This is a genomic window from Methylobacterium sp. CM6247 (genome assembly GCF_054817925.1).
In genome coordinates this window covers 1-20,422 of record NZ_JBTXKX010000005.1, presented here as the reverse complement: position 1 = coordinate 20,422, position 20,422 = coordinate 1, and the positions used below count along the sequence as shown (strand labels likewise).

Annotated in this window: 22 protein-coding genes; 11 read left to right on the top strand and 11 right to left on the bottom strand. The window is 59.4% G+C overall.

The features are described 5' to 3' along the window. The first annotated feature begins 274 nt into the window (after positions 1-274). From ACYQOP_RS26845 to ACYQOP_RS26820, 6 genes are all read left to right on the top strand, one after another. The gene (locus ACYQOP_RS26845; protein WP_461225608.1) at positions 275-970 is read left to right on the top strand and encodes a hypothetical protein; all 696 of its coding nucleotides are present in this window, start codon (positions 275-277) and stop codon (positions 968-970) included. Continuing rightward, positions 967-1,380, top strand: a complete 414-nt coding sequence (locus ACYQOP_RS26840; protein ID WP_461225606.1) for a PIN-like domain-containing protein — start codon at positions 967-969, stop codon at positions 1,378-1,380. Before ACYQOP_RS26845 ends, ACYQOP_RS26840 begins: the two co-directional genes overlap by 4 nt. A gap of 504 nt (positions 1,381-1,884) precedes the next feature. Next, positions 1,885-2,424 carry a hypothetical protein gene (locus ACYQOP_RS26835; protein WP_461225604.1) on the top strand — a complete coding sequence of 180 codons (540 nt, stop codon included), beginning with the start codon at positions 1,885-1,887 and terminating at the stop codon, positions 2,422-2,424. A 246-nt stretch (positions 2,425-2,670) separates the two neighbouring features. Next, a complete protein-coding gene (locus ACYQOP_RS26830) occupies positions 2,671-3,822 on the top strand; it encodes a hypothetical protein (protein ID WP_461225602.1) in 1,152 nt (383 codons plus the stop codon). Between the two features lie 327 nt (positions 3,823-4,149). Further along, the gene (locus ACYQOP_RS26825) at positions 4,150-4,317 is read left to right on the top strand and encodes a hypothetical protein (protein ID WP_461225600.1); all 168 of its coding nucleotides are present in this window, start codon (positions 4,150-4,152) and stop codon (positions 4,315-4,317) included. A gap of 61 nt (positions 4,318-4,378) precedes the next feature. After that, a complete protein-coding gene (locus tag ACYQOP_RS26820) occupies positions 4,379-5,287 on the top strand; it encodes an ADP-ribosylglycohydrolase family protein (protein WP_461225598.1) in 909 nt (302 codons plus the stop codon). 334 nt (positions 5,288-5,621) lie between these two features. Here ACYQOP_RS26820 and ACYQOP_RS26815 read toward each other — a convergent pair whose 3' ends face one another. The 5 genes from ACYQOP_RS26815 to ACYQOP_RS26795 all read right to left on the bottom strand — a co-directional run bounded on the left by ACYQOP_RS26815 (position 5,622) and on the right by ACYQOP_RS26795 (position 10,420). Next, complete coding sequence (locus ACYQOP_RS26815; protein WP_461225596.1) at positions 5,622-6,425, bottom strand: DUF6998 domain-containing protein; 804 nt, start codon at positions 6,423-6,425, stop codon at positions 5,622-5,624. Between the two features lie 906 nt (positions 6,426-7,331). After that, positions 7,332-8,060: a hypothetical protein gene (locus ACYQOP_RS26810; protein ID WP_461225594.1), complete on the bottom strand. Its 729-nt coding sequence runs from the start codon at positions 8,058-8,060 to the stop codon at positions 7,332-7,334. Positions 8,061-8,759: 699 nt separating this feature from the next. Continuing rightward, positions 8,760-9,164 carry a hypothetical protein gene (locus tag ACYQOP_RS26805; RefSeq protein WP_461225592.1) on the bottom strand — a complete coding sequence of 135 codons (405 nt, stop codon included), beginning with the start codon at positions 9,162-9,164 and terminating at the stop codon, positions 8,760-8,762. Between the two features lie 234 nt (positions 9,165-9,398). Continuing rightward, on the bottom strand, positions 9,399-9,821 hold the full coding sequence (locus ACYQOP_RS26800; protein WP_461225590.1) for a hypothetical protein: 423 nt from the start codon (positions 9,819-9,821) through the stop codon (positions 9,399-9,401). Positions 9,822-9,826: 5 nt separating this feature from the next. Next, entirely contained in the window at positions 9,827-10,420 is a 594-nt protein-coding gene (locus ACYQOP_RS26795; RefSeq protein WP_461225662.1) for a recombinase family protein, read from the bottom strand. Positions 10,421-10,758: 338 nt separating this feature from the next. Between ACYQOP_RS26795 and ACYQOP_RS26790 the strand changes: the two genes are divergently transcribed. After that, positions 10,759-11,238 (top strand): response regulator, encoded by a 480-nt coding sequence (locus ACYQOP_RS26790; protein WP_461225588.1) that lies wholly within the window; start codon positions 10,759-10,761, stop codon positions 11,236-11,238. Between the two features lie 625 nt (positions 11,239-11,863). Here ACYQOP_RS26790 and ACYQOP_RS26785 read toward each other — a convergent pair. Together ACYQOP_RS26785 and ACYQOP_RS26780 are read right to left on the bottom strand one after the other, a co-directional pair. Further along, a complete protein-coding gene (locus tag ACYQOP_RS26785; protein WP_461225586.1) occupies positions 11,864-12,064 on the bottom strand; it encodes a hypothetical protein in 201 nt (66 codons plus the stop codon). A 179-nt stretch (positions 12,065-12,243) separates the two neighbouring features. Beyond that, positions 12,244-14,796 (bottom strand): HWE histidine kinase domain-containing protein, encoded by a 2,553-nt coding sequence (locus ACYQOP_RS26780; protein WP_461225584.1) that lies wholly within the window; start codon positions 14,794-14,796, stop codon positions 12,244-12,246. Between the two features lie 410 nt (positions 14,797-15,206). Here ACYQOP_RS26780 and ACYQOP_RS26775 point away from each other — a divergent pair, with 410 nt between their 5' ends. After that, a complete protein-coding gene (locus ACYQOP_RS26775; protein WP_461225582.1) occupies positions 15,207-15,638 on the top strand; it encodes a CBS domain-containing protein in 432 nt (143 codons plus the stop codon). A gap of 254 nt (positions 15,639-15,892) precedes the next feature. On the opposite strand, the gene ACYQOP_RS26770 is transcribed toward ACYQOP_RS26775, so the two are convergent. Next, a complete protein-coding gene (locus tag ACYQOP_RS26770) occupies positions 15,893-16,144 on the bottom strand; it encodes a hypothetical protein (RefSeq protein WP_461225580.1) in 252 nt (83 codons plus the stop codon). Positions 16,145-17,057: 913 nt separating this feature from the next. On the opposite strand from ACYQOP_RS26770, the gene ACYQOP_RS26765 reads away from it, so the two are divergent. From ACYQOP_RS26765 to ACYQOP_RS26755, 3 genes are all read left to right on the top strand, one after another. Further along, entirely contained in the window at positions 17,058-17,195 is a 138-nt protein-coding gene (locus ACYQOP_RS26765) for a hypothetical protein (protein ID WP_461225578.1), read from the top strand. Between the two features lie 870 nt (positions 17,196-18,065). Next, entirely contained in the window at positions 18,066-18,806 is a 741-nt protein-coding gene (locus tag ACYQOP_RS26760) for a Crp/Fnr family transcriptional regulator (protein WP_461225576.1), read from the top strand. Beyond that, complete coding sequence (locus tag ACYQOP_RS26755; protein ID WP_461225574.1) at positions 18,803-19,075, top strand: hypothetical protein; 273 nt, start codon at positions 18,803-18,805, stop codon at positions 19,073-19,075. The genes ACYQOP_RS26760 and ACYQOP_RS26755 overlap by 4 nt, the downstream gene beginning before the upstream one ends. Before the next feature lie 175 nt (positions 19,076-19,250). Here the strand turns inward: ACYQOP_RS26755 and ACYQOP_RS26750 are convergent, their stop codons facing one another. From ACYQOP_RS26750 to ACYQOP_RS26740, 3 genes are all read right to left on the bottom strand, one after another. Continuing rightward, the gene (locus ACYQOP_RS26750; RefSeq protein WP_461225572.1) at positions 19,251-19,514 is read right to left on the bottom strand and encodes a hypothetical protein; all 264 of its coding nucleotides are present in this window, start codon (positions 19,512-19,514) and stop codon (positions 19,251-19,253) included. Further along, positions 19,511-19,933, bottom strand: a complete 423-nt coding sequence (locus ACYQOP_RS26745) for a DUF5681 domain-containing protein (RefSeq protein WP_461225570.1) — start codon at positions 19,931-19,933, stop codon at positions 19,511-19,513. Before ACYQOP_RS26745 ends, ACYQOP_RS26750 begins: the two co-directional genes overlap by 4 nt. A gap of 194 nt (positions 19,934-20,127) precedes the next feature. Then, positions 20,128-20,422 (bottom strand): hypothetical protein (locus ACYQOP_RS26740; protein WP_461225568.1); only part of this gene is annotated, 295 nt, incomplete at its 5' end.

Sequence of the window (20,422 nt, the reverse complement as noted above, 5' to 3'; positions counted from 1 at the left end):
ATTTCGTGCCGTATCAGGAGCTCGGTATCTCAACCCGTTCTCTCACCTGCGGGACGATTTAGCGAATGAGCTACAATCGTGGTTTGTGTCCTGATCCCTGTTGCCAAGGATCGCCAGAGAGGACGCATGGCGGCATTCTCGTACCGTGATGATCCTGACGCGCCATCGTTTCGCAAGCCAACCCCTTGGCGCTATCGTATGCCTGCTCAACGAGAGTGTACCTACTTGACGGCGGCCACTGCGAGGAACAACGACTTCGGTCGTGGAGCATGGCGTGAAACACCTGGAGAACAATCTGGTCGGCATCGGGCTCTACACGCCCGTGGAGGCCGGCCGTCTGCTTCAGATCTCGCCTGCAAAGATCGCTCGATGGCTGCGTGGCCACGAGGCGAACGGTAAACGCTACGAGGCCCTGTGGAACCCGCAGGTCGACCTTGGTGATGAGGGCTTTGCTCTCGGCTTCCGCGACCTTCAAGAGGTGCGAGTTGCAGCCGCCTTCATTGCGCGAGGGCTCAGTCCACAACGTGTGCGACAGGCCATCGATCTTGCCCGCGACATCGTTCACGATGAGCGTCCACTCTCGACAGCTCAATTCCGAAGCGATGGGCGCACGGTCTTTCTGCAGGTCGCGGAAGAGGACGGCCAGACCAAGCTCATAGACCTCTTTAAGAAGCAGTTCGCATTCCGGGAGATCCTTGAGCGCAGCCTGGTGCACCTCGACTACGACGAGGCTGGCGTTCCCTCCCGCTGGTGGCCACTTGGGCGAAGCCGATCGGTCGTGATCGATCCGGCTCGGTCCTTTGGGCAACCAATCGAAGCCGAAACCTCAGTTCCTGTTGAAGCTTTGGCGACCGCGGCCGAGGCCGAAGGCTCACCCGAAGCAGCAGCTCGAGCGTGGGATGTGCCAGTGCGTGCCGTCAAGCGGGCAGTCGCGTTCCGGCGCGAAATGGACATGCGGCAGGCCGCTTGAGCACGCGGGTTTTCTTCGACAATTGCACCTCTCCAGTGCTTGCCGAAACGGTCAACGGCTACCTGAAGCATCTTGGGCAGCGGGCTGATCATATCCGCGATCTGCCATGCGGGCGTCATGCGTCCGACTTCGAGTGGATCGAGTTTCTCGCTAGCTCGGGCGACGATTGGCTCACGATCACCGGGGATGGTCGGATCCAAAAAAACAAGGCCGAGCGAGCCGCCTTCCGGAAGGCGGGTTTGAAGGGGATCGTCCTCGCTCCCGCCTATCAAAAAACGCCGATCAACCAGCAAGCCTCATTCCTGATGTGGCGGTGGCCCGAGATCCAGTCGCTTCTCAAATTCGCGCCGCCCTTCCTGTTCGAGGTGCCGATGCGCAATGCAAGTGGCATTCGACCGCTACCTCTCTGAGGTCGATGAGGGCCATGGGCAAGCTCGTGAAGCCAAGAGCTTCTCCAACACATGAGGCCGATCGAACGTAGCGATAGAGCGCTTACGCTACAGATACTGCCTCAGATCGCCAGATTTGGCGCAAGACGGCGTCTTAGTGCTCGGGGGCTTACTCCCAGCTGAATACGCTCCTGCCTCTCCTTGATGCTCCTGTAGCGATTTCGTGAGATTGCTATTAGGCCGGCGTTAGCTGAGGACCCAAGGGCATGTTCCGGATCTTGGCCGAACCAGCATGCGAGGTCCTCGAGCTTTGCACTGAGCACTGGGACTTCGCTCCGTGACCATCAATCCGTTGAGCAAACGCATTCCCGCGTGCTGGCCGCTATAACAATGGCAGAGACCTTCACGGCCATTCGTGAGGGGCTACCCGAGCGCGTCCTAAACTTTCCCTAAAAATTCTTTCGCTTTTCCGTCAGACGTCTGCCTACTCGGGAGGTCCGCACATGACGGTGAGGACAACCAACCATGCATAACGACAACACACTCCGGAATCATAAGCTCGCACGGCTGACTAACCGCGAGCGCGCCCGGATCATCGCCTGCGAGTTTCGAGGTGATGAGGATTTGGCTCTGGCTTTTGGCGTCTACTACCGGGCGCAACTGGCAGATCATGCCTCTACTAAGCGCAATCCCGTCCCCGAGTGCAGCTCAATGGCCTGGGAGCAACTGGCTGACGGTACGATCCGTTGGTTCGCCTGTCTGGCCGACTACGAGGGCCTGGCAGCGGTCTACCGCCTCACTGTGGATGGACGCCTGGAACGTCTGGAAGCGTGGCCTTATTGGCTTATCGGTCTGGATCTCGATCCCCAGTGGCGGGCGACCTGCCGGCGCGTAAAGGCCAACAAAGCGCGCCGGCAACGGCGAGCGCGCGAGCGCATGGCACGGCTTATGGAGAAGCTACAGCCTAGGACGGTACCAACTATGCCGACTGGTCCTTTCAACGATGACATCGATCTAGAGGATCTGGAACGGACGCTTGCAGAGCTGGACGGGATCGCCGCGTAAGCCTGACCGCTTAACTCTGAGCACCACGCGAGCGCTCAGCGATTGCGCGAAAGCGCTACGGATGCCGCCATAAATCGCGAGATTTGGCGCGTGGCGGCATCCATAAAGCTCTGAATGGGAAGGAGCCAAAATTGCGCCCTGCCGCTCTATGAGCCTCTGAGGCTACCTGGCGAGATCGTTCTAGTTGGGAAGTGTCGTCTCTCAGTAGGTGCTATAGCCCATTCCGGATCTGACCCGGGATTGGCTATGAGCGACGGCATCTACATCATTCGTGACGACAACAGCCTCGTGGAAATGCGGTCCAGCGCCTTTGAGAGCGAGGCCCTCCTTCAGCAGCTCCTCGCAAACCACCCAAGCCTACTCGCCGGTGATGCTGTCGATCCCGTGAACCCACGCCGCTGGCTGTTGATCGCACGTGAACAAGGCGTACCAGGTGAGGAAGGTGGCTCTGGACGCTGGTCTCTCGATCACCTTTTCGTCGATCAGGACTGCGTGCCGACACTGATCGAGGTCAAGCGTGCGAGTGACACTCGCGGCCGACGGGAGGTGGTGGCCCAGATGCTCGACTACGCGGCAAATGGAGTCGTGTACTGGCCCGTAGATGCCCTTCGGCAGCAGTACGAGCGGACCTGTGCAGCGAGTGAACGGGACCCCGATGAGGCGCTTCGTGAACATCTCGGGAGTCCGGATGCCAACCTCGAGGAGTTCTGGCGTGGTGTTGACGTAAACCTCCGGGCGGGCCGGATCCGCATGGTTTTCGTGGCAGACGTGATCTACCCGGAGCTGAAGCGGATCGTCGAATTCCTAAATGCGCAAATGAGCCCTGCCGAGGTCATCGCCCTCGAGCTCAAACATTACACCGGACAAGGACTTCGCACATTGGTGCCGCGGCTTATCGGGCGCACCGCAGAAGCCGAACGACGCAAAGGATCGAGTTCAACAGCGTCGGTGTCTGGGCCTCGTCCACAGATCACTCACGAGGAGTGGTTCACACAGTTTGCAACAGATCGAGGGGCCGGGGAGGCCGCAGCCGCGCGAGCAGTTTATGATTGGTGGGTCGCTCAAGGCGGCGAGTTTGTCGTCACAAGCGCACAGCGCCCGTCGCTCATCGTGAAGCTAACGCATGAGCGAGGTCACTGCTGGCCGTCTGTGATCAAGGCGAACGGCCGAGTGTCGACGGCGCTTTGCTACGTCCTGACCACAGCCCCTTTCGACCAGATAGAGAACCGCCGTGAGATCTTGGAGGCGCTCGCAAGCACCTTCGGTCAACGCTACGGTGAACGAGCGATCGATGGTGAGCCGTATGTGCCGTTGGCCCTGCTGCAGGAACCGGCCGCAAAAGAAAAGCTATTCGCCATCTGGCAATCGTTCGTTGACCGTATCCGAGCAGGCATCTGAGCCACATAGGACCCGACGGAAGGGCAACAGAGCCAGACATCGCTCAGATCGTCCCAGAACGTGCGTGGCGGCATTAATGCCTTTCGTCGCCTTTGGCGTGGCGGAAGATGTTCTGGCCGCTCAGCAAGGCTCCTGTAGCGATTTCGCTCAATCGCTACAGGAGCCTTGGGTGGGATCCTAGAGTGTGCTCGGGATCCGGACTATTTCCGCGACGTGATGCGCAACATGGAATGGGTGCCTGGTAAGGAGAATCGTAGGGTCCGTTTCGGCCTAATCGGCATCGGCCAATCCCCGCACTATCAGACCAGTTGGCCGACGGAACACCCGATGAGTCACCAAGTCCGTCGGTTCAGCGGCCAAACGCACCGTGCCTACCATGAGGCGCCGCTCCAGACCTTCAATCCGGACCATCTCAGTCGAGCCTTCACCTGGGACGAGGTTGTCGAGATGCTGGCGGAACGGATCCCATCCACGAACAGCCCGGCCAAGCCGTAGACCACTTGGACGCTCTGACCCGAAGATCTCGCGCCACATCCTCCGTGCAAAAGCGATCAGCATGTCCCCATCGATCGAAGACCGTGCTCGCGGTGCTCTACTGGGTCTCGCCGTCGGCGACGCCCTTGGAACAACCCTCGAATTTGAGCCCCGCGACGTCCACCCCCTGCATACCGAGATGCTCGGCGGCGGCCCCTTCGAACTGGAACCCGGTCAGTGGACCGACGACACCAGCATGGCACTCGCGTTGGCCGAGAGCCTGATCGCATACCCGGACTTCGATGCCACCGACCTCATGACTCGCTTCGTCGCATGGGCCAAGCGGGGCGAGTATTCCTGCACCGGCACATGCTTCGACATCGGCATCGTGACCCGGAACTCGCTGGGCGGCTTCCAACGGACCGGCGACCCATTCGCAGGCTCGACAGCCCCCGACCGCGCCGGCAACGGCTCGCTGATGCGGCTTGCACCCGTGGCGCTGCGGGCGCTCGAGGACAACACCCTCGCAGCGCGGATCGCCCGGGACCAGAGCCGTACCACTCACGCCGCCGCCGAGGCGATCGAGTCCTGCGACCTGTTCGTGCGGATCCTGCGCGAAGCGATCCAGGGGGCCGGTAAGGACGCCCTCCAGCCCCGTCCGTGGAACGGTGCAGCTCGAGTCCAGGACATCGCCGCAGGCACTTGGCGCGGCAAAGCGCGAACGCAGATCAAGTCTTCGGGCTACGTGATCGACACCCTGGAGGCAGCGCTCTGGTGCACGAACCAGGCCGCGAGCTTCGAGGAGGCACTGGTGCTCGCCGTCAATCTCGCGGGCGACGCAGATACCGTCGGTGCAGTCACCGGTCAGATCGCCGGCGCTGTGTTCGGCGCCTCATCTATCCCTCTGCGCTGGCTCGAGCCTTTGGCTTGGCGCGGTCGGTTAGAGACTCTCGCCGCGCAGCTCGTCCGACTGTCCGGCCCATCTGTTTAGAAGGTCGGCGCCACGAAGGCAGTTATGGCGGATTCAGCACCTAGCATCGACCTCTTCTAAGCCGCTCCTCATGCGAGCGGCTCGATCGCCAAATTTGGCCCGTGGCGGCATTCACGAGACGCGGCGTTCAACGTAGCTATTTATCGCTCCTGCCAGCCAGCGAGCCTATGTGGCGATTTAGCGAGATCGCTACGGGATTGGTCTTCGTTGGGGATCCAAGGGCATGATCCGGATGCTGGCCGACCCAAGGTGCAAGGTCCTCGAGCTTGACATCACTCCCTGGGACTTCGTGTCCCTGACAGCCATCCCCTGACTATAAGCAGGCTGGCGCTACTCAAGGTGTTGTGTCGTCCGGGATATCCTCCTCTACCTCCGACCGGAGACGAATGAGCTGCAGCTCTTTGGCTTGGCGAGGCGTAATTTCGTTGCCGTCCTCATCGCGCATTACGACGTCATCGTCATTCCATGCGAACCGATCGGCCGAACCCGCTGATGCGATGATGGCGGCGCCGAGCTGCCTCGTATTCATTGGGTTGCCGGCGCCATTGAGCGGGCTAATACCCCGCGTGGCCGCGATCTGGCGCAGGACCGGCTTGGCGATGGGCTCACGGATCCCGTCCGTGTCTACGGCGATAGACCCGTTCTCGTACTGGGTGACGCGCCAAGACCCGACCACGGCGGTGCCGGTAATCTCCAGTCCATCGAGAGGGAGGGGTTCCGACGCTGGCTTCTTGATGATGTATCGCAGGGCACTGCCGGTGTCCTGACAGAGCGGCGCCAGATCCTCGACGCTTCCTCGGTAGAGCTCTTCGATAGAGGCTTCGCCCTCGGAGACGTTGAGCCGGAGGATCATCACATGGCTCGCTTGGTGTAGGGTGGCCTTGTTGAAGGACACGTGCGTGGATGAGGTGATCGTCTTGACGGAGACGCGCTGACCCTCGGCGCTGACGACGTCATAGCCGTGCTGGTTCACGCTCAGCGCCATCTGACCGCGTGTGATCATGGCGGCGTAGAGCTCACCGATCCGGCCCGTCAGGTGTCGAAGCTCGGCTGGCTTGACGTTCCAAGCGAGTTCCTTCTCGAACCACGCTAGCGCCTCGGCCAACGAGCGGATGATCTGAACTTGTGACAGCGACATGCGGCAACGTTCGCATGCGACATGGCTCTCGGCCAGAGGCCCGTGAACCTCCCTAACAGGACCGCCCGCAGCCGTTGATGCTGGGTCCGGTGGAAAGAGCGGGTTCAGCGGCGTGGCGATTTAGCGATATCGCCACGGAGTGCGCCGGAGACGGGTCAGAACGCACTCCAGATCGGGTTCGTCCGATAGCGAGCCTGCTCGGCGGCAGCTGCCGCTTGGATCGCACCGATACCAGCGAGAGGGCGCCGGACGATCGATGCGCTCCAGGGCTCGCCACGAGGCGTCAGGAGGCCCCTTCCGTTGAGGCCGGCAGCGCGATCCGCCCCGCGGCCTTCAAACCTGCCTCACGGAGCTCCTAGACCGCCTCTGACAGCTTCTGTGTGTTGCAGCCAAAATTTCGTCTTGCTTCGCCCTCTCGCCCTAACCGTGAACCGAACTTAGCACCAGGTGTACGGAATTGCTAAGTCGTTGTTTTTGCTGCACAATAAGTCAAACCTTATTGCAGGTATCCACGCCTCGTTCAGGGCACATCGATCGCGACTTAGGATGACGGCCTCGGAAATTGCCCCAGAGGCACCGTCAGCGGCCGCAAAGATTTTTTGGCACCACGGAAGCTGAAAGCCTTTCGATGCCCCTCCACGTGCTTCTGTGGCGATTCTAGAGCCACATCCTGTTAGACGAAGCCGGAGGTTGAGGCAGAAGGAATTGCTCTAGTTGAAATCGCGGCTAGCACGAGCCGAGATGTCCCTTCAATGAAACCCTAAGACATAACCGGTGGCGGCTGCAATTCTAGAACAGGGTGGCGCGCTTGATGTCACCACCGCACAGTTCTTAAGATAATCTCTTCTCCTAGTACCTTATATAAGAACTGTGCGGTGGTGACATCAAGCGCGGCACCCTCTACTTTCAATTCATCCCGGCTTGGTGTATTTCATCCTTTCTATCAATGACTTGTTCCGGTTCTGAGAGGGTGACGCGCTCGCTGTCATCAATGTCGCCTCCCGAGAAGGTGCCGCGCTCACTGTCACCACTCTCCGGCCACGGGCCGTCCTCATCCTCGAGACTCAGCACCTGCTTGAGAACCTTTCGGGCCTCGTGGCGGTCTACGTCCCGCTTGAGGATTTTCGCCATTACACGCACTAGATCGGCTGGCGTGGGCTCGATCCCGGATCCGTCGCGAATGGCGCGTTCCCGTTGAAGGGCGATGCGACAGGCATTAATCCGGCTTGCGTGCTTGCGAAGCTGACGCTGACGCGGACCGTCAAGCGCAAGCCATGCTTGCAGCGCGCGAAGATCGCGGCGATGGCCTTCGCGGAGTTCCGAGGGTAGCTCGACTGGTACCATCGTACTCAAGAGCGCAGCAATCTCTTGTTCTTCCTTGGCCCGCTTCTCGGCACGTAGGCGAGCCTGCGTCGGCGTGTTGCGGGCACGGTTTCGCGCCCTCCGCTTCTCCATGATGGAGGCGAGGACGTAACCGCCCGTTCTAGGATCTTCTTCGTAGCGTGGACCGGCTGGTGCTTGCTCGGGGCGAGCGTCAGCGGTATCGTCTTGACCTTGCATCAACATCTCCTGAGAGGCTACCAGGACTGCACTCCCCACAGCCTTTTCCTTTACTTGTTTGTTGTTGCGGATCACGTGGATAGGGTCGGAAGTGACCGTCTACTATGAAGCCAACTTCATCAGCTCGATCAAAAGGCGGGATGCGCCTTCGCGTCCTGGATCAAAGTCATGCCGTATCGCAGCGGGCCAACGCTTCATGCGGAACAAGCGTCCATTTTTCCGGAGGCGGTAGACCGCGATAAGGCGCTGTTGATCAGCAAGACTGATATAGGTCTTCGGCGTAGGCTTACCTGGGCGTTCACGGTCCCAAACATCGCACCGCATCCGGCATGGGTCGCCTTCGTGGCCTCCGCGGTAGTGAGCAGCGAGTGCATAATCGACGAGATTAACGGTCATAGGTTGTACCTGCTTGCTTCGAGTGATAGCGGGATTGCCAGCACCGTTATTTATAGCGGGCTGCACGCGGGAATGCGGTCGATGGCCGTCATTAAATCAGCGGTCGCTCCAAAACGGGGTCATCTGCGCTTTCGCGCTTTCCAAATATGACGATTCCCTTAATGCTGTGTCGTCGCTGGCACCGGCTTGATGGTAGAGCGGCAGGCGATCGTTGAACGTCGAAAGGCGATGGACGAGAGTCCGGCCTGGGAGCGCTATACGTGTAGGCAGATGAGAGACCGGTCCTTGCGCATGGAGGGCATGCCTGTCCATGCCCTCCGCCAGCAGGGCGAGTTGCGTCCAAGGCAGCGCGGCGGCTGCTCCCGCTTCGAATGATCGTTATTCAGCGAAACCGCGGCGCAGCCGTTCAAGCAGATCCAGGCTGATCTCGGGATCGTCTTCACCCAGGTATGTACGAATTAGCTTCAACAGTGCGCGCTCATTCGCGGTCACTATGCGATCTGAAACAATCCTTGAAATTTCGCTTTTGTCATTTGGCCATGTCTGTTCTAGCCAAAGACGAAGCATCAGACCAACATCTACGCCCAACGCTCGCGAAAATTCGGGCAAACGTTCAAGCGGCACCTTTGCCTCGCCACGTTTATACATCGACAGTATGTTTGGTTTGCTGTAGCCAATATCCGCAGCGATTTCGCGTTGAGTCTTAGTTGCAGACAACTTATCTATTCTCTCTCGCAGCAGGAGCGTAAAAGGGCCATCTTCCCATGGATACTTGTTCTTCATAGCAAAGAGCAATCTTTCATCAATGTTGCGCGTTATTGAATATATTAAACTCATAACTATTTGTAAAAGCAAATATTACAAAAGTAAGTCCTAAAAAGACGCAACGGAATTAGATGATATATTACCCAGGGATGTCATATATCGCCCTGAGTGCAGTACAACCGCATCTGCAGCGACGGATCAAGGGTCAAGCGAGTGGCTCCGCGTCATGCGGCAGGCTGCCGAAGGCGTTGGCTAGTACGAACCTCGGAACAGGTCGCCGGAGGCCTTGCGCCGGAAAAGGGTCCGCCATCGACGACGTTGGTGCTCCGGCCGGTCATGGTTCATGTGGCACCGCTGACAGAAGGCCGCGAGGTTCTTGTCCGTGTTGTTGCCGGTGTCGTGATCGCGATGCGCGGTCGCGAGCACCACCCTGGTCGGGCGCAGGCGTCCAAGGTCCTCGAAGCTCGGGAGGCTTTGGAGAGTGTGCCCCCTTCCGTCACGCCAACAGCCGGTCGAGGCATCCCACCAGCGTCCATCGCTCAAATGGTAGATCGTCTGCCCGTGCGGCCGTCCGCATCCCTCACAAGCGCCTCCCGCCCGCCGGAAGCGGATCACGGCGGAGAGCTGCGGCCAGTCGATCGGGTAGTAGAAGCGGTGCTCGCGCCGGATCGGCATCGCGGTCAGATCTCCCTGGCTACAGCGGCAGCTTGGCTGCGTGCCCGGGCTTGGGGGAAGTAGCTGTAGAAGGTATCCCGGCTGACCCCGAGGCGCTGGGCGATGGCGGCGATCGAGATCGTACCGGATTGCAGCAGGGCGCGACCTACCTCGATGTCAGCCTCAGTGAGTTTTTTCGGTCGGCCACCCTTCCGGCCGCGGGCCAGGGCCGCCTTCAGCCCTTCCATCGTGCGCTCACGGTTCAGGTCGAGAAAGTACTCAGCCATGGCGCCGTGCATCTGCAAGGCGAAGCGACCATGAGCGGTGTCGCTATCAAACTGCTCGGTAAGGCTGCGAAAGTGGATCTCCTTCGTGCGGAGGCTGTCGATCGTGCGCATCATCTCGATGAGCGAGCGGCCGAGCCGATCGAGCTTCCAGACCACCAATACGTCGGTCGGGCGGAGGTAGGCGAGGGCCGCATCGAACTCAGGCCGCTTGGTACCGGCCTTTCCCGACTTCTTCTCCTCGAACAGCCGTTCGCACCCGGCCTTGGTCAGCGCATCACGCTGAAGGTCGAGGTTTTGATCGAGGGTGGAGACGCGGGCATATCCGACGAGCATGTCGGGATAGTGATTCAAGCACGTTTATCTGGCAATAGAAAACCAGTCATATTTTCCCGACAGAAACGGGGCCGTTTTAACCGGCTGACGAAGCACGCTCACTCGATGTCGGGAAAACGAACGAATATCTGACACATCCGTTGATAGGACGTTCGTCTTGTTCGGGTGGAAAGCGGCCTTACGAGGGGGAGGCTCCCCTTGGGTGGCGAGCTGCCACAACCCAGGGCCATCGCGCCCGGCAGATAATGGGCCCATAAGGAACCATCACTGGCCTCGGTCCCGGCCGCCGGTGCCTGAGAGTAGCGAGCGCTCCCGCCCTGATTTCGCGGAGCACGTCTGTGTCTGACAGCAGGCCTTTAGCTATCCTCATCGCAGAGAACGACCCGGTCGTCCGTATGGCCATCGCCGACATCCTGGAGGATCTTGATTATCAAGTCATAGAGGTCCGCGACGCCACCGAGGCATTGGCGGTGCTTCAAGGACCAGCCACCGTGCACATGCTGATTACGGGGCGCAGCATTGTGGGCGATGGTGTTGCCCTCGCCTACCTCGTTCGCCACCGTTGGCCAAGTGTTGCCATCATTGTCACCTCAGGAGCCGGAGCTGAACTTCAGAACGAGTTACCGCCGGGTACGCGCTTGCTCCGTAAGCCGTACAAGTTTGCGGATCTCGTCCAAGAGGTGGAATCCGGCCTCGTACAGGTGCGGGACAAGCCTTCGGCCGCTCCCGTAGTGCCGAGCGGCGTACCGCCCCATAGGGGCCTGGGCCACGGCGTGGGCGCCATTGCCGCTCCCTCGACCGAGCCGGACAAGACGTAATCTCTGTCTAACGACGACCAGTTAGTTGCCCGAGCTGTTGGCATGTATCCGTGACGTTCAGGGGCCTGATCGAGAGGTCTAAGGATCGCTAGGGGACGCACTCAGCCAGTGTTCAATGTCGGAAATATCCTCGTTTTTCGGACGTTGGTATTGGAAGGGTGTTTGAGGAGTGTCTCAATTTGAAAATCTCTCTAGAACAGCGGACGGCTTTACAGACCGCCGCACGTGACTTGGGTGTCGTCAGTCTCGCTAGAAGTCGGGCACGCGTAGCAGTCACGACAACTGCCGTGTTTGAGAATCAGGTAAAAGCTGCCATTGAATTAGATTGAACCGTTCGGTTTTTGTAATTCCATTTTTATGGAATGAAAATTTCTCTATCCATTCTTGACCAGATCAGGCAATGCATATTGCATGTCGCTTTCTCCAGGACTCAATGATGTACTTATGACCCACACCTGCCGTTTCTGCGGCAATAACCACCAAAGATTTGGGAAGAGTTTTAAGCCAATACTTTCTTATAAGTGCCAGTTTTGTGGTGGTATAGTCTTAATGAGCTATGAAGATAAGCTCAATCTATTTGGTAAATATAAAATTCCCAAGACAAATAGAAAATGAAAGTTGCAGTTTATGAACTGTTCTTTTTGATGAGGCCGCTCAGTTCGTCCAAAGCCAAGCCAATCAGATCCGCTTGAGCCTTAATTTTATCAGCATTGAGATCGGCCGCTGCGTCTGACGACCACCAGATCCCACCGTCCAAGTTGCGAAGCATTCCGGTCAGACGTTGATGCTGTAGAGCAAGAGCGTCTATCGCACTCTGATTTTTCATTGGCCATCTCCCTGCTTGGCGCCAAGCATACGCCAGCCGGAGATCTCGCGCGAGGAATCGGAGTGGGAGCAGAACGCTCAACCGTTCGATCATACATTTTAAACTGAGACACTACCTGATGCCGAGGAAATCGCAGGCTTACAAGGAATGGAGCTGCGTTGGCTCCCGTCTCTTGAGTGTCAGTTCGAGAACGCCGACCGCAGGGCTTTGACGTCAAAGGGCTTCTTCACCACCGGTACGAAGCCCAACGCCGGGGGGATGACAAAGCTCTCACCGTAACCGGTGGCAAACACGAAGGGTACGTTTAGCGCCTGTAACTGCTCCGCGACGGGCAGGCTCGTCTCGGTGCCGAGGTTGACGTCCAGCACCGCGAAGTCCGGGGGGCTTGCCGCGATGATGCGGAGCGCCTCCTTGACGGATGAAGCCATCTCGACCGCCTCCGCTCCGAGTTGCAGCAACATTTCCTCGCCTTCCAAGGCGATGATGATGTTGTCCTCGACTAGAAGCACTACGCCGGACAGGACACACGGCGGTGCGGGACAGTCATCCGCCGGAGCAACCGAACGAGCCTCTGCCACCGGAGCGGGGCTGACGAAGCGCAGCGGGACGGTGAAGCGGGCCCGTACACCTGTAAGCTCGTATCGGATCTCGGCCTCGCCTTTCAGTTCGTAAGGAATCGAGCGTTCGATGATCGTGGTCCCGAAGCCCCGACGCGTCGGAGCCTTGACCGCCGGGCCCCCCATCTCGCTCCAGTCGAGGACGAGGTGTGCGTCATCGACGGTCAGATCGACGGTGATCGTGCCACGGCTATCGGCGAGCGCGCCGTACTTGGCGGAGTTCGTCATCATCTCGTGGACGACGAGGGCCATCGTCGAGAACGCCTGGGGTTCGAGCAGCACGTCGCCTCCGTCGATGCGTACCCGGCCCGCCTTCACGCCGAGGTAGGCACCAGCCTCCAGATGGATGAGGTCGTGCAGCGAGCCGGGCCCCCAGTTCGTCGCGGTGATCTGATCGTGCGCCCTGGCGAGCGCCTGGATGCGGCCGCCGATCACGTTGGTGAAATCCTCGACCGTCTCGAATTCGGACCGACTCTGGGTCATCAGCGCGCGAATCAAATTGAGGATGTTGCGCACCCGGTGGTTCAACTCGGCGATCAGGAGTTCCTGGTGCTCCTGCGCGCCCTTGCGTTCCCTATCTGCGGTGTCGTTCAGGCGCAGCAGCATCTCCAGCAGGGTGACGCGCAGGGACTCGGCGATGCGCAGGTCCGCGTCGGTCCACGGGGTCGATTGCCCACGGACAGTCTCGCTCCAAGCCGCGAAGCTTGTCCTCGGATTCAGTCGCGAGCCATGGGGGCCCGCCGTGACCGCCTTGTGCGGATTGCCGGCCCAGGTGACAGTACGGGCGACCTCGCGCCGGAAGAAGATCAGGTAGTCCCGCGGCGTCCGCGAGATCGGGATGACGAGAAGCCCCGCCACCCGGTCGGCGAAGTCCCAGGCCGGCGCATGCAGCTTCCCGAACTCGTTCGTCGAGAAGGGACGGCTCGAGGCGATCTGGTTGAGGTACCGGACAACACCGACCATTTCCTCCTGTGTCGGGGTGACCCCTTTCAGGGTGACTTGGCCTTCGACCGACATCCCGATGCCGTCGCACTGGACGATGCCCCGGAGTTCATTGAGCAGGCCCTTGAGCCCTTCGAAGCCTGTACGGTCGGGGGCGAGCAGGCTCATAAGTCGATTGTGCACGTCGCGCGCCCGAGCCTCGTAGGCGATATCGACCTCGCGCTCGCGGCTCTCCATGATCCAGGAGAACATCTGCCCGAACAGTTCGATGCCGCTCCGCCGTTCGAAGGAGAGATGGTTCGGCACGCAGTGATGGCAGGCGAACAGGCCCCAGAGCTTGCCGCCGCGAAGGATGGAGACCGACAGCGAGGCGGCCACGCCCATGTTGTGCAGGTATTCGAGATGAATGGGCGAGACCGAACGCAGCACGCTCATCGTCAGGTCGAGTGGCTGGCCCTCCGGATTGAGCTGGGGCACGATGGCGGACGGCTTGGCATCGACGTCAGCGATGAGGCGGAGCCAGTTCCGCTCGTAGAGTGCCCGAGCTTGCTTGGGGATGTCTGAGGCCGGGTAGCGCAGGCCAAGATAGGGTTCGAGACCGGCACGCGCAGCCTCTGCGATGACCTCGCCCGCGCCGTCGCGATCGAAGCGATAGACCATCACGCGCTCGAAGCCTGTCAACGCCCGCATCTGACGGGCGGCCTCCTTACATAGGTCATCGAACCCACTCGTCTGCTGGAGGCGCCCAACGAGGGTACGCACGAGGTCGACCGCATCGGCCCCACCCACGACGCTCGGCTCGGCCTCAATGACGATGCGCTCGTCGCTGATGTGAAGGGCGACGTCGAAGCGGGGGCCATCCTCTAGGAGGTTGAGACCGAAGATCCGTTCGACCTGACCGGCCCCGCGGAGGGACTGGAGCTTTCCGCGGATATGGTGGACGGCTTCAGCTTCGAAGACCTCGACGATAGGCCGGCCGAGCAGAGCCTCCGCCGGTTGCCCCAGCCACTCCTCAACGTTCTCGGAGGCCCGCACGACGATCCAGTCGGTTGAGACCACAAGGAGGAAGCCAAACGGCTGGACCGCCCCGAGGTTATGGATCGGCTCGCGGTCACAGGATGTAAGGTCGGGCGTCGATGCGCCGGGGGCCGTGATGGCATCGGATGGCTTCACGGCATCGCCTCCCATCAGCATATCAAAACGCAGGACGCGACATGCCAGATCGGCGTATCAGACCACGTTGATACGGCTGAAAGAAATTTAACAGAACCGCGATTTTGGCTTGGGCCTTGTCAAATAAATTAGCAACTCATACGAGTAAAAACTACAAAATACTTTGCTTATCATAATGCAATCTGTGGGTGATTTATATCAAATCGCATCGATAATTATTTTCTACCGCGAACCCGTGCTTACACAATTGCGTACGGCCATTAGGTCCTCAGAAATGGACCAAGCTTTGACGCGCGGACTGATTGCGCATTACGTGTTATAGGTCGGAACGAGCCGGGTCAGCCCTGGCTGGTCGCCAATGGGGGTGCGGGGGCCCAATCGCGTATATGTGTCTCCAGGGAGGGACATCCATGACCGTCGCTCACATCCTTGCCGAGAAGCCCTCCCCCGTCGTCACGGTGCAGCCCGAGCGCACCCTCGCTGAAGCCATCCATCTCCTGGTTGACAAGAGCATCGGCGCCCTAATCGTCATCGACGAGGCTGGGACCCTATTCGGCATTATTTCAGAGCGGGAGATCATGCGCGCCTTGGCACGCCAGGGTAGCACTGCACTCAGCACCCCGATTTCCAGCCACATGACTCACAGGGTGGCTACCTGTCAGCCCGAGACCACCAGTAAAGAGATCATGAGGCTGATGACGGACGGCCGTTTTCGCTACATGCCCATCTGCGAGCATGGCAAGCTCGTCGGCGTCGTCTCGATCGGCGACGTCGTCAAAAGCTGCCTTCCAATCATGAAGGCCGAGCAGCAGGCCATGCAGGACTACATAGCGACGGCCTGAGGACCCCCACAACGAGCAAGCAGGGTGACAGCGGGCTACTTGGCGAGCTTCGGTCAAGGAGGCCACAGGGAAAACAACAGCCTGAGCGTCTCGGGAGGGGGGCAGGAGCGAAGGACGCCATGCCAAGATACCTCTTCGACGCGCAGTGCAGGTCCGGCTTCGCATTTCTCGACTATTTTAAGCAGAAAATTAGACAATATTGGAGATCGCCGCCGCAGATCTACAGGTTATATCACCATACAGATTTCAACGTATTATTTATTATTTCTATCCAAGTACGTTTTAGATAGCACGACATGTTGCTTGAGTAGCTGTCTCAGGCGAATATTCGAATGCTCGCCGTCAGCAGGGGATGCAAAATATTCATCACAGCCCTCAATAGCCTCATCGGTCTGCTGATCGACCATGTCACGGTCTGCCGCATCCATTCCGTCAATGTAATCGAAGCCCAGCTCGTTCGCGATCAACTCTGAGATCTCTAGGCGTTTAGCTTCGAGGCGGGTCATGGACCTACTCCAGTCGATAGCAGTGATGAATTAGTGCTACTCCAATAAAATACAAACAGCGAGACTTTCGCCCCGCCGTAAGCATTTTCAGGCCCAATCATACAGACAAAGATCTGCAGTAGCAGACATTGTGTGTTCGACATTACAATCGTCTGGCGATCGGGCCTCCCATGCTCAATCTAAGGCACCCCATAGATAGACTCGGCGCTCTTGATGCTAAGATTTTGCAAGCCAGACGGCAGAAGCTACAGCCCTGGCCCACCGGAATTTTGGCCGTAGTTCGGATTGGGCTGAGCAGTCTGTTCCGAGTTGCCCCCCTGGGCCGAACTGACGGCTCTGGGTGAGGACTCTGCCCGATCAAAGCTGCCGTACGGGCTGAGGCGAATGGATCCCGTGGTCAGATCGTCGTCCACTAAGACTGGGCGAGGCGGCAGGATGGGTCCGCGACCCGACCAATTCTGAGAGATCGTCCGAGCAAGCGTTGGTGTTGCCGCAGCGCTCACAACGATCGCTAGGATAAATATGGAAATAGTTCGGGCCATGACAACCTCCGAAGGACTGAAGCAGCCGGCATCGAAGACACGACCGGTTTAGGGCAACGTCCCGCCGACCGATGAAATACACATTGGGGACGCTCTCATAAAATGTTTATTGTATTTTATATAATCCAATACTTTAGAGAAAGTTTTGGATTGGTCCGGACCATGATCCTCTTCCAAATGAACGTCAAACTAAATCGAAAAGAATTTTGCGATGATTTGGTCTGACGTCTGACTAAGGTGACATGGTTGGTTCAGAAGCCCGGCCGTTGCGCTCCAGTATCTGTGCCATCGCCCTGATCGCACCTAAGCGAAGCTGGAACACTTGAGATTGGGACTGACATGCGCCCCTCGACCCTTGCTATCTGAAGACCATGTCGAGTGAGCACTTGTTCGTTCTGAGCGAGCCGCCCTTCAACAAGTTGCAGCTGCCGCAAGAGACGCTCCTCGATCTCGTGCATTTCGCCGGTGATCTGCCCGGTCATGGTTCGACGAAGCCATTCCAGCACTGATTTTTCTCCGGCCATGTCCGAGAGCAGGCAGACCATACCCTAAGGAGGTGCGCACGGATTACGGTATTATAGGTCGAACGCAGACGTCAAAAGTGTTCCACACATGCGATCACGCGAATGTCTCTCGCTTAGGGGAACCCGCAGGAACGTGCGATACCGTGCGGATGAGACCAGTCAGCATCTGCGTCCGCGCGATCGACACCGCCTCCGAGATGACCGACTCCATATTAGTCATAAAAGTCGAGGCTGCGATCGATGCGCTAGAAGCATCCTGCTCCACACCGAGCGAACGTGTCCTCGCGCTGGAGTGCATCTATGGGACGTTCGCCCGGCGACGCCGCAGCAAGGTTCACGCTCCGTTTGGCCGCTTCATCGCCCATCAAATCGATGCACGCCAGAGCCGCATATTGGCACGATCCTAACCGACGGTAGTGAAGGCACGCATACACGCGGTTATGCCGGAGCGTAGCAGCTGCTCACGCGATCTCTTCCGCTTGGCGGCTCACCGAAGCTCAGGGGGCCGCTGGTGCTTTCGCGGAGGCAACCCCCTCCCAGGGAGGAAGCCCCGGCCAGCCGCCGCCGGAGCGCCGTTGAACAACACCCTACGCATTTCGATGGCTTCCGATAGGCTTGATGCGTCTGCGTCGCCTATTGGTCCCGTCGCAACAGTGGCCCATAGGCTGCCCGTCCGCCCACGACCGGGCAAAGGTCTACCTGCCCGGCACGGGCTGGGTCACGTTCGATCCTACCAACCGCTATTGCAGGTGGCTGCCTGGATGACGCAGGCACAGGCTTCACCGGGCACTTTTCCACGACTTGACCGTTCTTTGCCGAGAAACGCAGCTTCCACACGTACCGTCGATCAGCGGAATGACCCCAAACCTTGATGCACTGGAACCCCTCATCCGCAAGGTGGAGGGTTTCACTCCTCTGTCGGAATCCGACCGCGCTGCGCTGGAAGGGATCAGCAGGCCGGTGGAGAGAGTCTCCGCTCGCACTGACCTCATCCGTGAAGGAGATAAGCCTAGAGGCATTCTCCTGGTCCTGGAAGGAATGGCCTACCGCTACAAGCAGCGCAGAGACGGCACTCGCCAGATCGTAGCCTACCTTGTGCCGGGCGATATGGGCGACCTCGATGGGGGCTACTTGGACAAGGCAGACCATAGCATCGGCACCTTCTCAGCCTGCACGGTGATGTGGATCGATCCTGATACGCTCGAACGCATTGGGCAGAGCCACCCCCAGGTTGCCCGTGCAATGCGCATGAGCACCCTCGTAGACGAAGCTACCTTGCGCGAATGGCTGCTGAACGTTGGTCGGCGTTCATCAATCGAACGGCTGGCCCATCTATTTTCCGAGCTACTGGCACGCCTTCAGGTTGTCGGGCTGGCTATCGATGACAGCTATGAGTTGCCTATTACGCAAAGTGAGCTGGCTGATACGACAGGTATCACCCCCGTGCATGTGAACCGGTCGCTTCAGGAACTCAGGCGCCAGGGCCTCATTGATCTAAAGGGTGGGACCCTGAGGATACTTAATGTGGTCGAGCTTAAGCAACTGGCGGGCTTCACGCCCAACTACCTGCACCTGAACCAACCGAGTGCCGCATGAGCCTGCGGCTTCAACCCGTGCAAGTCAGAACAGGAAGCAACGACACAGCAAGTCAGCTAGTCTTCGCGGACGGCTTCCTCGTGGCGGTGCTTGTTCAACTTTGCGAACACCACGAAGAGGACGCGGGCCGGTGGTTTCTCGAAGCGGGCTTTGGCCCGGTTGACCACCAATGCCCGCCTACATTCGGCTCACTTGATGAAGCTCAGGATTGGATTGAGCAGCGTCTGGCCCACGTCGACAGACGCAACACAGCAAATGGTGCCCCCTAGCGTACGCTCATCCAAGGCCGAAGCAGGCGGCGCCGTTGGGGCTGGTGCGGCCAATGCTCCGTGACATACCGAGCGGATCATTCGGCCTCCGGCATCCCGCCCTCGCCAATAGAGGTCCCGAACGCCGTCCGAAGCTGTCGCCCGGCTTTTGGCGACGTGGCGCTACCTTGGTCCGTCACCCCATCCGCCCAGCAGCCCGCTCCTCGCCCACATAGCCGATGTACCATTCGAGGTGCCCGGCGACCTCTTGGTCCAGGCGGTCGGACGACGCCTTCAGGGCCTCCGCCGTGGCGTTCACGGTGCCGTAGGGCTCGCAAACCTCGCCGAGGTAGAGGTTGATCTCCTCGTTCAGCTGCTCCTCCGACATGTTCTCGAAGCGGTTGGCCTTCCTCGCCTTTTCCAGCTTGCGGAGACGCAGATCGATCACTTTCGCGATCATGGCTGGGTCATCTCCTCCAGGCGGGCAAGGCGCTCGTGCAGGTCGGTCGCTTCGATGGCGCGGACATGAGCATCGACGGATTTCGAGATGTCGGCGGCCTCGGACGGTGTGAGCTCGCCGGTGGCAACGGCCTGTAACAGGGCATGCGTGGCCTTGGGGAGGTCAGCAGTGGTTTCGATCACGGGGAGGTCGAACTGCACCGGGCGGTCCTTCCTGGCCGGCATGAGGCGATCCAGGCACATCCGGAGAGCCTGCGTGTCGCCGTCTGTAGCGAGCTCGATGGCCTTCCGGACGATGCTCTTGGCATCGCCCTCCAGGATGGCCTCCAGGGCCAGCGCTGACTTGCTGCGGCTGCCTTTCGGGCGGCCGGCGGGGTTGCCACTCTTGCCAGGTTGAAAGCCGGGTTTCCTCGTCGTCATGCTTCGTCTTGAACGCCCACCAATACGGGAAACACATTGTATTGAACAATGTTCAAACAAGGAAGCCGGATGCGCGGCATTCCCAAGGGTGAGCGAAACGAAGCCTATCGGCATGAGCGCTTCACCGCTGAGGAAGTCGCGTTTCGCCGGGACTGCCGGGCCGCGCTAATCGAGGACCGAGACAGCGAGGCCGTTCATTCGGGCTCCGCGAGGAATTTCACGATGGCGTGGCTCTGCTGGGCCTGAAGGAGGGTCGTCTCGATCAGACGGAGCACCTGCCGCGCCTCGGCCTGCTCCTTCTCCTGGCCGGCAAGGGAAGCAATCACAGCGATCTGTGTATCTTGGCGCTGCTGGGCTTCGTCGAGGGCCCGCTGGAGACTGAGGATCAGAGGATCGGTGAAAGTCTTCGCTATCGTTGTCACCCCTCCGCCCGCAGGCGGAGACCGGCTCTCTCCGCTCGAAGGATAGTGAGCGTCTTCAGGGAAGCCT

What these genes read in the sequence shown, in the direction of transcription:
- ACYQOP_RS26820 (WP_461225598.1), top strand. Translation starts at nt 4,379, where the DNA reads ATGTCCCCATCGATCGAAGACCGTGCTCGCGGTGCTCTACTGGGTCTC.
- ACYQOP_RS26755 (WP_461225574.1), top strand. Translation starts at nt 18,803, where the DNA reads ATGAGCCTGCGGCTTCAACCCGTGCAAGTCAGAACAGGAAGCAACGAC.
- ACYQOP_RS26800 (WP_461225590.1), bottom strand. Translation starts at nt 9,821, where the DNA reads ATGCCGATCCGGCGCGAGCACCGCTTCTACTACCCGATCGACTGGCCG.
- ACYQOP_RS26815 (WP_461225596.1), bottom strand. Translation starts at nt 6,425, where the DNA reads ATGTCGCTGTCACAAGTTCAGATCATCCGCTCGTTGGCCGAGGCGCTA.
- ACYQOP_RS26830 (WP_461225602.1), top strand. Translation starts at nt 2,671, where the DNA reads ATGAGCGACGGCATCTACATCATTCGTGACGACAACAGCCTCGTGGAA.
- ACYQOP_RS26805 (WP_461225592.1), bottom strand. Translation starts at nt 9,164, where the DNA reads ATGAAGAACAAGTATCCATGGGAAGATGGCCCTTTTACGCTCCTGCTG.
- ACYQOP_RS26775 (WP_461225582.1), top strand. Translation starts at nt 15,207, where the DNA reads ATGACCGTCGCTCACATCCTTGCCGAGAAGCCCTCCCCCGTCGTCACG.
- ACYQOP_RS26745 (WP_461225570.1), bottom strand. Translation starts at nt 19,933, where the DNA reads ATGACGACGAGGAAACCCGGCTTTCAACCTGGCAAGAGTGGCAACCCC.
- ACYQOP_RS26825 (WP_461225600.1), top strand. Translation starts at nt 4,150, where the DNA reads ATGAGTCACCAAGTCCGTCGGTTCAGCGGCCAAACGCACCGTGCCTAC.
- ACYQOP_RS26835 (WP_461225604.1), top strand. Translation starts at nt 1,885, where the DNA reads ATGCATAACGACAACACACTCCGGAATCATAAGCTCGCACGGCTGACT.
- ACYQOP_RS26795 (WP_461225662.1), bottom strand. Translation starts at nt 10,420, where the DNA reads ATGCTCGTCGGATATGCCCGCGTCTCCACCCTCGATCAAAACCTCGAC.
- ACYQOP_RS26750 (WP_461225572.1), bottom strand. Translation starts at nt 19,514, where the DNA reads ATGATCGCGAAAGTGATCGATCTGCGTCTCCGCAAGCTGGAAAAGGCG.
- ACYQOP_RS26760 (WP_461225576.1), top strand. Translation starts at nt 18,066, where the DNA reads ATGACCCCAAACCTTGATGCACTGGAACCCCTCATCCGCAAGGTGGAG.
- ACYQOP_RS26765 (WP_461225578.1), top strand. Translation starts at nt 17,058, where the DNA reads ATGTCGAGTGAGCACTTGTTCGTTCTGAGCGAGCCGCCCTTCAACAAG.
- ACYQOP_RS26770 (WP_461225580.1), bottom strand. Translation starts at nt 16,144, where the DNA reads ATGACCCGCCTCGAAGCTAAACGCCTAGAGATCTCAGAGTTGATCGCG.
- ACYQOP_RS26785 (WP_461225586.1), bottom strand. Translation starts at nt 12,064, where the DNA reads ATGAAAAATCAGAGTGCGATAGACGCTCTTGCTCTACAGCATCAACGT.